Annotated in this window: 1 protein-coding gene; it reads left to right on the top strand. The window is 65.5% G+C overall.

What is annotated here, in order from left to right; all coding sequences use genetic code 11:
* Positions 1-33 precede the first annotated feature (33 nt).
* Positions 34-17,914: non-ribosomal peptide synthase/polyketide synthase (locus tag MWU77_RS24180; RefSeq protein WP_247274998.1), on the top strand; the 17,881-nt coding region annotated here is incomplete at its 3' end.

The following is a 17,914-nucleotide window of genomic DNA, read 5'->3' as shown; positions in this document are numbered from 1 at the left end:
CGGTCGCAGGCTATTTTCAGGAGGATGACGTAGATGACGGGTGGTATGGCGGGCAAGCCGGCGCTGACGATCGAGGATCTTCCCCGGTTGCTCGCCGCAGTTGTGGACGTCGACCCCGACCGCATCGCGCTCTCCGATGGTGACACGCAGCTCACCTATGCCGGGCTGCAGCAGGAGATCACCACTCTCGACGGTGCAATGGGCGGTGTGCTCGGCTTCGATGCGCTTCTTCCCGTCGTGCTGTCCAACGTGGCGCCGGGACTCCTGGGGGGTGCCGGCCTGCCGGGAGTCGTCGACACCTTGCTCGCCGATGCATCCGAGGTCCTCGGCGACGACGCATCTGCCCCCGTGACAGCCGATCCGCACACGCTCGTTGCGCGGTTCGACGCGCAGGTCGCGGCAACCCCTGATGCCACAGCGCTCGAGTTCGAGGGCGAGACCCTCACCTATCGAGAGTTCGATGCGCGCGCCAACCGCCTTGCACGTCACCTCATCGAGCTCGGTGTCGGTCCGGACACCCGGGTCGGTCTGTCGATCCGCCGATCCTTCGACCTGCTCATCGGTATGTACGCCATCGTCAAGGCCGGCGGTGCGTATGTCCCCCTCGACCCGGATCACCCCGCCGACCGCAGCGCCTATGTGCTCGAGATCGCCGAACCGGTCGCGGTGGTCACCACCGCGCGCGATGCCGTCGACCTACCCGGAACCGTGCCGGTCGTCGAGATCGACACCCTCGACGTGTCCGGCTACGCCGACGGTCCGATCGGGGAAGACGAGCGGACCGGCGCGTTGACCGCCGACCACCTCGCCTACGTCATCTTCACCTCGGGTTCGACCGGCCGGCCGAAGGGCGTGGCGGTCGAACATCGTGCGATCACCGCGAACATCGCGTGGCGCCAGTCCGAATACGTGATGCGCGCCGACGACGTCGTACTGCAGAAGACGCCGTTCACGTTCGACGTGTCGGTGTGGGAGTTCTTCTGGCCCCTCCAGGTGGGCGCCACGCTCTGCATCGCGATCCCGGACGGGCATCGCGACCCCGCCTACCTCGCCCGGACGATGATCGACCGGGGCGTGACCATCGCACACTTCGTGCCGTCGATGCTCTCCGTCTACCTCGCCGAACCCACCGCGGCATCGGTGACCACCCTGCGCTACGTTTTCGCATCCGGTGAAGCTCTGCCGCCACAGACAGTCGCCCGCTTCTACGAGATCAGCTCCGCGGGTCTGCACAATCTCTACGGCCCGACCGAGGCCGCGGTCGACGTCACCTACTTCGCGACCGCTGCCGACAACACCGTCGTGCCGATCGGTGACGCGGTGGCCGACACCGGTCTGTACGTACTCGACGAAGGCCTGCGGCCTGTACCCGCGGGTGTCGAGGGAGAGTTGTATCTCGCGGGTGTACAGCTTGCACGCGGCTACCTCCGTCGCCCCGACCTCACCTCCGACCGGTTCGTCGCTGATCCCTTCGGCGAACCCGGCGACCGGATGTACCGCACCGGCGACCTTGTCGTACTCGACGACGCAGGCCGACTCGTCTACATCGGCCGGACAGACTTCCAGGTCAAACTGCGCGGACTCCGTATCGAACTCGGCGAGATCGAATCCGCTCTGCTCGATCATCCGGGTGTGCGGCAGTCGGTGGTGGTCGTGCATTCCGACCCCGGCCTCGGAGATCACCTCGTCGCCTACCTGGTCACCGACGGCAGCCACATCGAGCGGACCGAGCTCGCCGATGCAGTACGTCACCGGCTGCCCGACTACATGGTGCCGTCGCTGTTCGTCGAGATGGACGAATTCCCGCTCGGTGCAAGCGGAAAGCTCGACCGCAAGGCTCTTCCCGAGCCCGACTTCAGCTCTCTCGCACGCGAATACCGCGCACCGAGTACGCCGACCGAGCGCGCCGTGGTCGCGGCTTTCGAGCAGGTGCTCGGTGTCGAGAAATTCGGTGTGGACGACGATTTCTTCGAGCTCGGTGGTAACTCCCTGAGCGCGACTCGCGTGGTGGCGCGCATCAACGCCGATCACAAGGTGCGCATCGACGTCCGCGAATTCTTCGACGCGCCCACCGCAGCCGAACTGTCCTCCCTCATCGACACCGCGATCGCCGCGGGTGGTGACGGGCGTGCGCCGTTGGTGGCGCAGGTGCGTCCGGAGCGTGTGCCGTTGTCGTTGGCGCAGCAGCGGATGTGGTTCTTGAATCGGTTCGAGCCGGATTCTGCGGTGAACAACATTCCGGTGGCGATCCGGTTGTCGGGGTCGTTGGATGTGGCGGCATTGCAGGCTGCGGTGTCGGATGTGCTGGGACGGCACGAGTCGTTGCGGACGGTGTATCCGGATGTCGACGGTGTCGGGTATCAGCGGGTGCTGCCGGTGTCGGAGGTCGCTCCTGACCTGTCGCCGGTGGCGGTCGACCCGTCGGACGTGGTCGAGAAGATCACCGAACTCGTCTCGGCGGGCTTCGACGTCACCTCTTCGGTGCCGGTCCGCGTCCGGCTGTTCGAACTGTCGGACACCCAGCACGTGCTGGTTCTCGTTCTGCATCACATTGCGGCCGACGGCTTCTCGATGGGTCCACTGACGCGCGACGTCGTCACGGCATACGCCTCCCGTTCGGCCGGCAACGCGCCGGCCTGGGAGCCGTTGCCGGTGCAGTACGCGGATTATGCGTTGTGGCAGCGGGAGGTGCTGGGTTCGGAGGATGATCCGGACTCGGTGATCTCGTCGCAGGTGGCGTTCTGGCGCGACACGCTCGCGGGCGCCCCGGAACAGCTGGATCTGCCGTCCGATCGGCCCCGCCCGCTGGTGGAATCGTATCGCGGTGCGGCACAGCAGTTCACATTCGGATCCGACCTTCGTGCGAATATTGCGGACCTTGCGCGTCGCACCGGTACCACCGACTTCATGGTCGTGCACGCTGCATTGTCGGTGTTGCTGGCGCGGTTGGCCGGTACCGACGATGTCACGATCGGGACGCCGGTCGCGGGGCGCGGTGAGGCCGCACTCGACGACGTGGTGGGGATGTTCGTCAACACATTGGTGTTGCGGACCCGCGTCGACGGTGGTGAGTCGTTCGACGAGGTGCTTTCCCGGGTTCGCGGTAGTGATCTGGATGCGTTCGGGCACGCGGATGTGCCGTTCGAGCGTCTCGTGGAGGTGCTGAATCCGGAGCGTTCGACGGCGCGGCATCCGTTGTTCCAGGTGATGCTCGCGTTCCAGAACCTCGACGTCGAGTCGCTCGAACTCCCGGCTCTGACCGTGTCTGCGCTCGACGCCGACACCTCAGTGGCCAAGTTCGATCTGCAGGTCACCGTGTCGGACGATGCTGCCGACGGCTACCTCGTCGACCTGACCTACGCGACCGACCTGTTCGACGCGTCCACGATGACTGCTTTCGCCGATCGTCTCGTGCGGGTACTCGAGGCGGTCGTCGCAGATCGGCAGATCGTGGTGGGCGACATCGATCTGCTCGACGCTGATGAGCGGTCTCTGGTGCTGGAGCGGTGGAACGACACTGCACACGAAGTCGAGTCGTCGACGTTGGTGGAACTGTTCGAGGCGCAGGCGCGCCGGTCTCCGGACGCGGTGGCGCTCGAGTTCGAGGGCGAGACGCTGACGTATGCGCAGTTCGGTTCCCGTGTGAATCGTCTTGCGCGGTATCTGGTTTCGTTGGGGGTCCGACCGGAGTCGACGGTGGGCCTTGCGGTGCGTCGATCCTCGGATCTGTTGGTCGGTATGTATGCGATCGCCACAGCCGGTGGCGCGTATGTGCCGTTGGATCCGGATCAGCCTGCCGAGCGCAACGCCTACATCCTCGAGGCCGCCGCTCCGATCGTCGTGCTGACGACCTCGCTCGACGGGTTCACTGACGACGGTGTGGCTTCGGTCGAACTCGACGCGCTCGATGTGTCGGGATTGTCGGATGCGCCGTTGACGGATGCGGATCGCCTGTCGCCGCTGCGCTCGTCGAATGCGGCGTATGTGTTGTTCACGTCCGGCTCGACGGGCCGCCCGAAGGGTGTCGCTGTCTCCCACGCTGCCGCGGTCAACCAGGTGCTGTGGCTGACCTCCGAATACGACCTCGGCCCCGACGACGTTGTGTTGCAGAAGACGCCGTTCACCTTCGACGTGTCGGTGTGGGAGCTGTTCGGCGCTCCGGCGGTCGGTGCCCGACTCGTGATCGCCACTCCCGACGGTCACCGCGACCCCGCGTATCTCGCACGGGTGATTCGCGAGCGGCACGTGACGGCGACATCGTTCGTGCCGTCGATGCTCGCGGTGTTCGCCGGTGCTGTGTCGCGCGAGGAATGCGAGTCCCTCCGCGTCGTCCTGGTCGCCGGTGAAGCCTTCCCGGTGTCGGTTGCCGAGCAGTTCGCGCGCGTCAGCGATGCCGAACTACACAACCTGTACGGACCCACCGAGGCCACCGTGCACGCCACTGCGCGGCCGGTGGGTGATCTCACCGCGGGCTCCGTGCCGATGGGGGCGCCGGTGTGGAACACCGGTGCCTACGTCCTCGACGAGCGCCTCGCGCCCGTTCCGGCGGGCGTGGTGGGTGAACTGTATCTGTCGGGTATCCAGGTGGCACGCGGATACTTCGGTAGGCCGGATCTGACCGCCGAACGCTTCGTGGCCTCACCGTTCCAGAAGGGCGCACGCGTCTACCGCACCGGCGACCTCGTCCGGTGGACATCGGCCGGTGAACTCGAATACCTGGGCCGCAGCGACTTCCAGGTCAAACTGCGCGGTCTGCGCGTCGAACTGGGCGAGGTCGAGTCGGCGCTCCTCGAACGCACCCCCGCAACCCAGGCGGCAGCCGACGTACGTCACGAGCAGTTGGTCGCGTATGTCGTTTCCGCGCAAGGCGACACGTTCGACAGCGCGCGCGCCCAGGAAGCACTGTCCTCGGTGTTGCCCGCGTACATGGTCCCCACGACATTCGTCGTGCTCGATGCCATGCCGCTCGGCACCTCAGGCAAGATCGACCGTAAGGCACTTCCCGAGCCCATCTTCGAAACCCGCCGTTTCCGTGCTCCCACGACACCGATCGAAGAGATCGTCTCAGGCGTCTTCGCGGACGTGTTGGACCTCGACCGGGTGGGCCTCGACGACGATTTCTTCGCCCTCGGCGGCAACTCGCTGATCGCCACTCAGGTGGTGGCCCGCCTCGGCGCAGCACTGGGGACCACCGTTCCGGTGCGCGCCTTGTTCGAAGCGTCCGGTGTCGAAGATCTCGCTGCCCGCGTGGAACGAGCCGGTGGTGACGGACGTGTGCCGTTGGTGGCGCAGGTGCGTCCGGAGCGTGTGCCGTTGTCGTTGGCGCAGCAGCGGATGTGGTTCTTGAATCGGTTCGAGCCGGATTCTGCGGTGAACAACATTCCGGTGGCGATCCGGTTGTCGGGGTCGTTGGATGTGGCGGCCTTGCAGGCTGCGGTGTCGGATGTGCTGGGTCGGCACGAGTCGTTGCGGACGGTGTATCCGGATGTCGACGGTGTCGGGTATCAGCGGGTGCTGCCGGTGTCGGAGGTCGCTCCTGACCTGTCGCCGATGGCGGTCTCGGAGTCCGATCTGGTGTCGCATCTGCGGTCGCTCATCTCGGCAGGCTTCGACGTGTCGACGACCGTGCCGATCCGCGTCCGGCTGTTCGAGCTCTCGGCATCCGAGCATGTACTGGTATTCGTGGTGCACCACATCGCCACGGACGGATTCTCGATGGGGCCGCTGACGCGCGACGTCGTCACGGCCTATTCGGTGCGCGCCGCAGGCGGCGAACCCGCGTGGGAGTCGTTGCCGGTGCAGTACGCGGATTATGCACTGTGGCAGCGGGAGGTGTTGGGTTCGGAGGACGATCCGGACTCGGTGCTCTCGTCGCAGGTGGCGTTCTGGCGCGACACGCTGGCCGGTATCCCCGAGCAGCTGGATCTTCCGGCAGACCGGCCGCGCCCCGTCGTCGCCAGCAACGGTGGTGCCCAATACGAGTTCACCATCGCCTCACACACCCATGACGGAATTCTGCGTCTCGCACGTGAACGCGCTGCGACGCCGTTCATGGTCGTGCACGCTGCGTTGTCGGTGCTGTTGGCACGGTTGGCCGGTACCGACGATGTCGCGATCGGGACGCCGGTCGCGGGGCGCGGTGAGGCCGCACTCGACGACGTGGTGGGGATGTTCGTCAACACGTTGGTGTTGCGGGCACGCGTCGACGGTGGTGAGTCGTTCGACGAGGTGCTTTCCCGGGTTCGGGGTAGCGATCTGGATGCGTTCGGGCACGCTGATGTGCCGTTCGAGCGTCTCGTGGAGGTGCTGAATCCGGAGCGTTCGACGGCGCGGCATCCGTTGTTCCAGGTGATGCTCTCGTTCCAGAATCTTGCGGCCGAGCGCGTCGAACTCCCCGAACTCGTGGTGTCGGGCGTCGATATCGACACCACCACAGCCAAATTCGACCTTCAGTTCGTCGTCACCGAGGCTCGGGATTCTGAAGGTTCGGCAACGTACTCGGTGGGTCTGACCTACGCGACCGACCTGTTCGACGAGTTCACCATCGCCGGTGTCGCCGACCGCTTCGTGCGGGTCCTCGACGCGGTGGTCACCGATTCGTCCGTGGCGGTCGGTGACGTCTGCCTGCTCGACGCCGACGAGCGCACCCGGATGGTCGAGGAGTGGAACGACACGGACCACCCGTCGGGCACCTCGTCGACGCTGGTCGAGCTGTTCGAAGCTCAGGCACTGCGCACGCCGGATGCCATAGCTCTCGAATTCGACGGCGAGACGCTCACCTATGCGCAGTTCGCCGACCGTGTCCATCGTCTTGCACGTCACCTGGTTGCGCTCGGAGTGGGTCCGGAAGCCCATGTAGGTCTGGCGATCCGGCGTTCGATCGATCTGCTGGTCGGCATGTACGCGATCACCACGGCCGGTGGTGCGTACGTGCCACTCGACCCCGATCAGCCTGCCGACCGCAACGCCTACATTCTCGAGACTGCGGCGCCCGTGGTGGTGCTGACCACCGAGCGTGACGGCTTCGAAGCGCCGGCCCCAGGCTCTGCCCCGATCGTACTGATCGATACGCTCGATCTGTCCGGTGAGACAGCCGAGCCTCTTTCCGACGCGGAACGTACCGCCCGGCTACGCGCCTCCGATACGGCCTACGTGATCTTCACCTCCGGGTCGACGGGTCGCCCCAAGGGTGTGGCAGTCACCCACGAGGCCATCGTCAACCGCCTGCACTGGATGCAGGGTGAATACGAACTCGGCCCCGCTGACGTCGTGTTCCAGAAGACCCCCTTCACGTTCGACGTATCGGTGTGGGAGTTCTTCTGGCCCTTGCAGACCGGCGCTCGTCTCCTGATCGCTGTGCCCGATGGTCACCGGGACCCTCGGTACCTGGTGTCGACGATGCGCGAGAAGTCGGTGTCGGTGGCGCACTTCGTGCCATCGATGCTCGCGGTATTCGCGGCCGAACCCGCAGTCTCGGAGTTGTCGGCGCTGCGATACATCTTTGCATCCGGTGAGGCGCTTCCTGCAACCCTTGCCGCCCGCGTGCGATCGACGCTGCCCACCGTCGGAATCCACAACCTCTACGGCCCGACCGAGGCGGCCGTCGACGTGACCTATCACGAGGTCACTGACGCGGACACCGTCTCTGTGCCGATCGGCGCTCCGGTCTGGAACACGAAGGTGTTCGTCCTCGACGATCGATTGCGACCGGTTCCGCTGGGCGTTGCAGGTGAGCTGTATCTGTCGGGCGTCCAACTGGCCCGAGGCTACGTCCGCAGACCGGATCTCACGGCCGAGCGCTTCATCGCATCGCCGCTCGGATCGGGAGAGCGGCTGTACCGGACCGGCGACCTCGTCAGGTGGCAGGCCGACGGCGAACTCGAATACATCGGCCGCACCGACTTCCAGGTCAAACTGCGTGGTCTGCGCATCGAACTCGGTGAGATCGAATCGGCGCTGCTCGAGCGGGACGACGTGTTTCAGGCAGTCGTGCTGGTCCGTCAGGAACAGCTCGTCGCATATGTCGTGCCTGCTTCGGGGTCGACCTTCGATGATGCCGCGGTCAGCAGGGACCTGTCGTCGCTGCTACCGGCATACATGGTGCCCGCCACCTACGTTGTGCTCGACGCTCTGCCGCTCGGTGCGTCCGGGAAGCTCGACCGCAAGGCCCTCCCGAATCCGGTTTTCGAGGTCAAGAAGTTCCGAGCGCCCACGACGATGCTCGAAGAGATCGTCGCAGGTGTGTTCGCGGAAGTTTTGGGTGTCGACCGCATCGGTCTCGACGACGACTTCTTCGCTCTCGGCGGCAACTCCCTCATCGCGACCCAGGTAGTGTCGCGAATCGGTGCAGCGCTCGACTCGACGGTGCCGCTGCGTCTGCTGTTCGAGGCGTCGACCGTCGAGTGTCTCGCGGCTCGTCTCGAGCACGGAGACGCGGGCGGGCCGCGGCGTCCGCTGGTGGCGAGCGAACGGCCCGCGCAGATTCCGTTGTCCCTGGCTCAGCAGCGCTACTGGTTCCTCAATCAGTTCGACACTGCGTCGTCTGCTGTCGACAACATCCCGATCGCGGTGCGTCTGCTGGGTGAACTGGATGTCGAAGCCCTGCACGCCGCAGCTCTCGACGTGATCGCACGCCACGAGTCGTTGCGCACGGTGTACCCGGACTCACCGGACGGACCGCACCAGGTCGTGATCCCGATGGATCGGGTGGAGCCGGATCTCGCGATCCAGAACGTGACCGACGACGAGCTCGAACGCGAGATCGTTGCCTTCATGTCCACCACATTCGATGTGACGCAACAAGTTCCGGTTGCCGTCCGTATTTTCCGGGTGCGCGAGGACGAACATATTCTCGCGCTCGTGGTCCATCACGTGTCGGCCGACGGAGCATCGGTCGGACCACTGACCCGCGACCTCATGCGGGCCTACGCGGCGCGTTCGCAGGGCGATGCCCCCGGGTGGGATCCGCTCCCTGTGCAGTACGCCGACTACGCGCTTTGGCAGCGTGAGATCCTCGGCTCGGAGGACGACCCCGAGTCGCTCGCCGCGAGGCAGGTCGACCATTGGAAACGCGCGCTGGACGGGTTGCCCGACCAGCTGGATCTGCCCTCGGATCGACCCCGGCCGCCGAGTCAGAGCTTCCGCGGTGAATCCCTGCAGTTCAGCCTCCCGCCCGAACTCCACGGCCGGCTGCAAGGCCTCGCGCGTTCGAAGAACGCCACCCTGTTCATGGTGATCAATGCCGCATTCGCGACGTTGCTGGCCCGGCTGTCGGGAACGGACGACATCGCGATCGGTACGCCCATTGCCGGTCGCGGTGAGCGTGAGCTCGACGACCTGATCGGCATGTTCGTCAACACCCTGGTGTTCCGCACCCGAGTGGACGGCAGCACAAGCTTCGACGAGCTTCTCGAGCAGACCCGCGAGTCGGACCTCGGTGCGTTCGCGAACGCGGATGTACCCTTCGAGCGTCTCGTCGAGGTACTCAATCCGGTCCGTTCCACTGCACGCAACCCGCTGTTCCAGGTGGGTCTGTCGTTCCAGAACCTGGCGCGCACGGAGCTCGAACTGCCCGGGCTGACCGTCAGGTCCACCGACTTCGAACTCCAGCTCGCCAAGACTGATCTTCAGCTCACCGTCTTCGATCACTACGACGACGACGGCGCGCCGGAGCAGATCGACGCCACCTTCACCTACGCAACCGATCTGTTCGACGAGCCCACGGTCGACGGTTTCGCGCACCGTTTCGTTCGGATCCTGGAAGCGGTCGTCGAGGACCCGACGATCCCGGTCGGCGATATCGAGCTGCTCGAACCGGCCGAGAAGATCCGGACGCTCGAGACCTGGAACGATACCGCGCACGAGGTCACCTCGTCCGCGACGTTGACGGATCTGTTCGACGTGCAGGTCCGACGCGACCCAAACGCGACCGCGGTGGTGTTCGAAGGTGAATCGCTGACCTACGGCGAGTTCGATGCCCGGGTCAATCGCTTGGCGCGGCACCTGATCGAGCTCGGAGTCGGGCCTGATTCGACGGCTGTGCTGGCGATGCGCAGATCAGTGGAACTGCTCGTGGGCATGTACGCCGTAGCGAAGGCCGGCGGTGCCTATGTGCCCGTCGATCCCGCTCAGCCGGCCGAGCGCAACGCGTACATTCTCGACACCGCCGCACCGGTCGCGCTGTTGACGACGACCCGGGACGGGTTCACCGGCGCCTCGGGTGGTCGTCCTGTCGCCGTTGTCGAGATCGATGCTGTCGACCTGTCGGGGCTCTCCGCAGAGCCGGTGGCCGACGCGGAGCGTCGCGCACCGCTGCGTTCGTCGAACGCCGCATACGTGATCTTCACGTCGGGTTCGACCGGTCGGCCCAAGGGTGTGACGGTGCCGCACGCCGCAGTGGTCAACCAGATGCTGTGGAAGCGCGAGTACTTCGGTCTCGGAGCAGACGATGCGGTGCTGCTCAAGACTGTTGCGACGTTCGACCTGTCGGTGTGGGAGTTCTGGTCGGCACTGGTCTCCGGTGGGCGCGTGGTGATCGCCTCCGCCGAAGGGCACCGTGATCCGGCATACCTGAATGCCCTGATCGTGGATCAGGGTGTGACGACGCTGCACGTGGTGCCATCGATGCTCGAAGCATTGATGATCGAGTCGAGTGGGAAGTTGTCGTCGTCCCTGCGTCAGGTGTTGGCGATCGGTGAGGCGTTGCCGCCTTCGACGGCGCAGCGGTTCGTGGCGTCCAATGACGCGCGGTTGGTGAACCTGTACGGTCCGACCGAGGCTGCGGTGTCGGTGACTGCCGGTGAGGTGGTGGAGCCGTCGGGTACGTCGGTGTCAATCGGTGTACCGGAGTGGAACACCCGGGTCTATGTTCTCGATGATCGACTGCATCCGGTGCCGGTGGGTGTCTCGGGTGAGCTGTATCTGGCGGGTGTGCAGTTGGCGCGGGGTTACCACGGTCGGGTGGATCTGACCGCGGACCGTTTCGTTGCGTCGCCGTTCGGGTCGGGGGAGCGGCTCTACCGCACAGGCGACCTGGTCCGATTCACGGCAGACGGTGCGTTGGATTATCTGGGGCGCACGGACTTCCAGGTGAAGGTGCGTGGCTTCCGGATCGAGCTCGGTGAAATCGAGTCGGCGTTGCACAACGTGGCCGGTGTCCGCGACGTGGCGGTGGTCGCTCGTGAAGACGGACGGGTCGGCGCGCAATTGGTTGCGTACGTGGTGCCGGAGCCGGGTGTCGTGCTCGCGGTGGCCGATGTGAAAGCTGCCCTGGCAGTGGGGCTGCCGTCCTACATGGTGCCGTCGGCGTTCGTGCTTCTCCCGGCGTTGCCATTGAATGCGAACGGCAAGTTGGATCGGAAGGCGTTGCCGGAGCCGGTGTTCGAGGCTCGTGAGTTCCGTGCCCCGGTGTCACCGGTGGAGGAATCGGTGGCGGCGGTGTTCGCCGAGGTACTCGGAATCGACCGAGTGGGTCTCGACGACGACTTCTTCGAGCTCGGCGGTAACTCGCTGCTCGCGACGCAGGTGGCGTCGCGGTTGAGCTTTGCGCTCGGCACGAAGGTTCCGGTGCGCGCCCTGTTCGAAACGCCGACGGTCGAAGCGCTCGCCGCGGTGGCCGAGTCGCAGGACACGGAGATCCGCGTGCCGCTCGAAGCCGGTCACCGGCCCGACCGGATCCCGCTCTCGCCCGCTCAGCAACGCATGTGGTTCCTCAACCGTTTCGACACCGACACGGCTGCGTACAACGTGCCGATGGCCATTCGGCTGAGCGGCGATCTCGATGTAGATGCGCTGCAGGCTGCGGTAGCGGATGTCGTCACACGTCACGAATCGCTGCGCACCTACTATCCGGAGTCCGTCGACGGCCCGGTCCAGCAGATCGTCCCCGCCACCGAAGTCACTCCGGATCTGCGCCCGGTACGAGTGGCCGAACGCGAGATCATCGGCGCTGTGACCGCCGTGGGAGCCACCACATTCGACGTCACCGACGAAGTGCCGCTCGCTGCGAAGCTCTTCCAGGTCGGAGATTCGGACTACGTGTTGGCGTTCGTCGTCCACCACATCTCAGCGGACGGATCGTCGATGGGCCCGCTGACCCGCGACCTCATGCAGGCGTACGTGGCGCGCTCCCAAGGAGATGTCCCCACGTGGGAGCCGCTGCCGGTGCAGTACGCGGATTACGCAGTGTGGCAGCGAACGGTGCTCGGATCAGAGGACGATCCCGGCTCGCTCGCGTCCAAGCAGGTGGACTACTGGAAAAAGGCTCTCGACGGTCTTCCCGACCAGTTGGATCTTCCGACCGATCGTCCGCGTCCCGCAGTGCAGTCGTTCCACGGTGCACGTGCCGATTTCACTGTCGACGCCGATCTGCATCAGCGGTTGACCGATCTCGGCCGTCAGACCAACACGACGTTGTTCATGGTGCTGCACACAGCGTTTGCAGTGTTCCTCGCGCGGATGTCGGGGAGCGACGACATCGCGATCGGCACTCCGATCGCGGGCCGGGCCGAACGTGAGCTCGACGACCTGATCGGTATGTTCGCGAATACTCTGGTCTTCCGCACCCGTGTGGATGGTCGAGCGGGCTTCGCTGAACTCCTCGAGCAGACCCGCGAGGCGGATCTCGGGGCGTTCGCGAACGCTGACGTTCCGTTCGAGCGTCTCGTCGAGGTGCTCAACCCCGCGCGTTCGACCGCGAGGCACCCGCTGTTCCAGGTGGGTCTGTCGTTCCAGAATCTCGCCCAGTCGTCGCTCGAACTGCCCGGGCTCACGATCACGGGGATCGACGCAGATATGGCGATCTCGCAGTTCGATCTGCACCTGATCGTCACCGATCGATACGACGTCGACGGACGAGCCGCAGGAATCACCGGTTTCTTCACCTATGCGACCGATCTGTTCGACGAGTCGACGGTGGCAGAGTTCACCGATCGGCTCACCCGGGTGCTCGAAGCAGTGGTTGCCGACGCGGCTATGCCGGTCGGTGATGTGCCCCTGCTCGATCAGGTCGAGAAGACCCGGATCCTCGAGTCGTGGAACGACACCGCGTACGGGGTCGACGGCGACGCCACCCTCGTAGATCTTTTCGACCGGCAGGTACGCGAGGATCCGGCCGCCACAGCGCTCGTGTTCGACGGTGGTTCGCTGACCTACGGTGACTTCGACGCGTGTGTCAACCAGCTTGCCCGGCGACTGATCTCGATGGGCGTCGAGCCCGAGTCGACGGTGGTGCTGGCCATCCGCCGCTCGGTCGAACTACTAGTGGGTATGTATGCCGTCGCCAAGGCGGGCGGTGTGTACGTGCCGGTGGATCCGGATCAACCGGATGAGCGCAACGCGTTCATCGTCGAAGCGGCTGCGCCCGCGGTGGTACTGACGACCGAGCGCGACGAATTCGTCATGCCCGAGGAGAGCTCTGTCTCCACCGTGCTGATAGATACGGCCGATCTGTCGGAGTTCTCGACGGAGCCGGTGACGGATGCGGACCGCGTTATGCCGTTGCGTTCGTCGAACACCGCGTATGTGATCTTCACGTCCGGTTCGACCGGTCGCCCGAAGGGGGTGGCGGTTCCGCACGCGGCGATCGTCAACCAGATGCTCTGGAAGCGAGAACACTTCGGCCTCGGTGCAGACGATGCAGTGTTGCTCAAGACGGTCGCGACGTTCGACCTGTCGGTGTGGGAGTTCTGGTCGGCACTCGTGTCGGGCGGTCGCGTGGTGATCGCCTCGCCGGAAGGCCATCGGGATCCGGCGTATCTGAACGCATTGATCGCCGAGCACGGGGTGACGACGTTGCACGTGGTGCCGTCGATGCTCGAGGCGCTGATGATCGACGGTGACGGCCGGTTGGCCGGGTCGCTGCGCCGCATCCTCGCTATCGGTGAGGCGTTGCCGGTGGCGACGGCGGAGCGTTTCGTCGAGCACAACACCGCGCGGTTGGTGAACTTGTACGGCCCGACCGAGGCTGCGGTGTCGGTGACCGCGGGTGAGGTGATCGCGCCGTCCGGTACGTCGGTGTCGATCGGTGTACCCGAGTGGAACACCCGGGCGTTCGTCCTCGACGAGCGGCTGAACCCGGTGCCGGTGGGTGTGCCGGGTGAGTTGTATCTTGCGGGTGCGCAGTTGGCGCGGGGCTATCACGGTCGGGTGGATCTGACCGCGGAGCGTTTCGTGGCGTCACCGTTCGGGGCGGGGGAGCGGTTGTACCGCACCGGCGACCTGGTGAGGTGGACGGCGCAGGGTGAGCTGGATTACTTGTCGCGGACCGATTTCCAGGTGAAGGTTCGTGGTTTCCGGATCGAGCTCGGTGAGATCGAGTCGGCGTTGCGCGAGCAGGACGACATCCGCGAGGTTGCGGTGATCGCGCGTGAGGACGAGCGCACCGGTGCGCAGTTGGTGGCGTATGTGGTGCCGGTGGCGGGCGTGGAACTCGATACGGCCGAGCTGAAGACGGCGCTGGGCTCCCGCCTCCCGTCGTACATGGTGCCCGCTGCGTTCATGGTGCTCGACGGGTTGCCGTTGAATGTGAATGGCAAGCTCGACCGTAAGGCGTTGCCGGAGCCGGTATTCGAGGTGCGTGAGTTCCGGGCGCCGCGTACACCGGTCGAGGAGATCGTTGCGGGTGTGTTCGCGGACGTGCTCGGTGTGTCGAGGGTGGGGGTCGATGACGACTTCTTCGAACTCGGTGGCAACTCGTTGCTTGCAACGCAGGTGGTCTCGCGTATCGGCACAGCGTTGGGTGCCCGCGTACCGGTCCGTATCGTGTTCGACTCTCCGACTGTCGGTGCGCTCGCTGTCGCTGCGGAGCAGCATGCCGACACCGACTCGAGGACGCCACTCGTACCGCAGTCGCGTCCGGACATGGTGCCGCTGTCGCTCGCGCAGCAGCGCATGTGGTTCCTCAACCGCTTCGACACCGACTCGTCGGTCAACAACATTCCGGTCGCTGTGCGTTTGACCGGTGAACTCGATGTGCCCGCGCTGCAGGATGCGGTGCGGGACGTGCTGGTGCGGCACGAGGTGTTGCGCACGATCTACCCGGAGATCGACGGGCGTCCCTACCAATTGATCGTTCCCGCAGCCGAGGCCGCACCCGAGGTCGTCGCCGAAGTCGTCACCGAGGACGACCTCCTCGCGCGTGTCGGCGAGGTCGTGTCGGCCGGTTTCGACGTCACGTCCGAGATTCCGTTGAGGGTTGCGCTGTTCGCACTGACCGACAGCGGAAGCGACGCGGAGAATGCTACTGATCATGTGCTCGCGTTCGTCGCGCACCACATCAGCTCCGACGGCTGGTCGATGGCACCGCTCACGCGCGACGTCATGACCGCCTACGTTTCCCGCGCGGCGGGCGAGGCCCCGGCCTGGGCGCCGCTGCCCGTGCAGTACGCGGACTTCGCAATTTGGCAGCGCGAGGTGCTCGGCAGCGAAGACGACCCGGAGAGTGTGCTCTCGGCTCAGGCAGAATTCTGGAAGGACACCCTCGCCGGTGTCCCGGACGAGCTCAACCTGCCGATGGATCGCCCGCGCCCTCCGGTGCAGTCGTTCACCGGAGGAAAGGTCGAGTTCGCGCTCGATGCGTCCACGCATCGTGAACTGGCTGCGTTGGCCCGCCGGACCGGAACGACCATGTTCATGGTCCTGCACACCGCGTTGGCGGTGTTCCTCGCGCGCATGTCCGATTCCGACGACATCACGATCGGCACGCCGATCGCGGGTCGCGGCGAGCGTGAGCTCGACGACCTGATCGGCATGTTCGTCAACACCCTGGTGTTGCGCAGCCATGTCGATACCGGTGAGACCTTCGAGGACCTGCTGTCGCGGGTGCGTACCGCCGACCTCGACGCGTTCGCGCACGCCGACATTCCGTTCGAGCGGCTCGTGGACGTACTCGAACCCGAGCGGTCCACCGCGCGACACCCACTGTTCCAGGTGGTGCTGTCGTTCGAGAACATGCCGGAAACCGCCCTCGAACTGCCGGGGCTGAGTGTGTCCGGTGTGCCGTTCGAACTCGACATCGCGAAGTTCGATCTCGGACTGACGCTGCGTGAACACGTCGACGCCGGCGGTGATCCGGGCGGACTGTCCGCTGAGTTCTCGTATGCGAGCGCACTGTTCGACCACGGTACGGTCGAGCGGTTCGCGGAGCGATTCACCCGGCTCGTGAACGGCATCCTCGCCGGAACAGCGACACCGGTCGGCGACCTGCCGCTACTCGGCGACGAGGAGTTCGCGCAGCTCACCAGCATGCGCGGGCACGACGTCCTGACCGAGCCGAAGACCCTCGCGGACTTCCTCACTCTCGGTGTGACGATGGATCCCGACGCCACCGCAGTGCGTTACGAGGGACGTTCGATCACCTACCGGGAGATCGACGAAGCGTCGTCGAGACTCGCCCGGACGCTCATCGATCGGGGAATCGGAGCCGAGGACTTCGTTGCCGTCTCGTTCCCGCGTTCGTACGACATGGCGGTCACCGTCATGGCTGTCGCGAAGACCGGCGCCGCACATGTGCCGGTGGATCCCACGTACCCCGCCGAGCGCGTGCGGTACATGCTGTCCGATTCCGGTGCAGCACTGGGTATCACGTCGTCGCAGCACGCCACCGGTCTGCCCGACGACGCGGAATGGCTACTCGTCGACGACCCCGACTTCATCGCTGAGGTCGACGCTCGTGCATCCACACCGATCAGCGACACGGATCGCGTGCGCCCCACTCACGTCCACCAGCCCGCCTATCTGATCTACACCTCGGGTTCGACGGGGCAGCCGAAGGGCGTCGTCGTCACCCACTCGGGTCTGGCCGGTTTGAAGGACATGGTCACCGACCTGTACGGCGTGACGTCCGAGTCGCGGTTCCTGCAGATCTGCTCGCCGAGCTTCGATCCGTCGGTGCTCGAATGGATGGCTGCCTTCTCGTTCGGTGCCACGTTGGTGATCGTGCCGTCCACCATCATCGGTGGCCCCGATCTCGCGGAGTTGCTGCGCACCGAACGGGTGACGCACACGATCATCACTCCGGTGGTGCTGGGGACGATGGAGTCCGACGGCGTCGACAGCTTCGAGGTGCTGTCGGTCGGTGGCGATGTCACCACGCCGGAACTGCTGTCGGAGTGGTCGAAGCGCACGACCTACGTCAACGCGTACGGGCCCACCGAGGCCACGATCGTGTCGACGTTCGGGCAGATGGTGCCGGAGCGCCCGATCACGATCGGTGAGCCCATCGTGGGCATGACCACCCTGGTGCTCGATTCACGTCTGCGGCCGGTCGCGGCCGGTATGGCGGGTGAACTCTACGTGGCGGGCCGTGCCCTTGCGCGTGGTTACCACCGACGCAACGCTCTCACCGCCGAACGATTCGTCCCGAACCCGTACGGCGAAGCCGGCGACCGCATGTACCGCACCGGTGATGTGGTGCGGTGGCGTGCTGTCGAGGATCGTCTCGAACTCGAGTTCGTGGGGCGCAGCGACTTCCAGGTGAAGGTGCGCGGTTTCCGTATCGAGCTCGGCGAGATCGACGCCGTGCTCTCCACGCACGAGACCGTGAACTGGGCGACCACTCTCGGTCGTTCGACCGCGTCGGGTGCGACGGTGTTGGTGTCGTATGTGTTGCCTGCGGCGGGTCGGACTGTGGATGTGGCGGGGTTGACGGAGTTCGTGGCTCGGTCGTTGCCGCCGCATATGGTGCCGTCTGCGGTGGTGGTACTCGATGAGGTGCCGTTGACGCCGGTGGGCAAGTTGGATCGTGATGCGTTGCCGGAGCCGGTGTTCGAAGAGCGTGAGTATCGGGGTGCCGGTAGTGAGGTCGAGGAGATCATTGCGGAGGTGTTCGCGGAGGTTCTGCACTTGGAGAAGGTGAGTGTGGACGAGTCGTTCTTCGCGCTCGGTGGTGATTCGATCGTGTCGATTCAGTTGGTGT

It is taken from the genome of Rhodococcus sp. F64268, assembly GCF_023015605.1.
Lineage (GTDB): Bacteria > Actinomycetota > Actinomycetes > Mycobacteriales > Mycobacteriaceae > Rhodococcus.
This window is presented reverse-complemented; position numbering and strand designations above follow the sequence as displayed.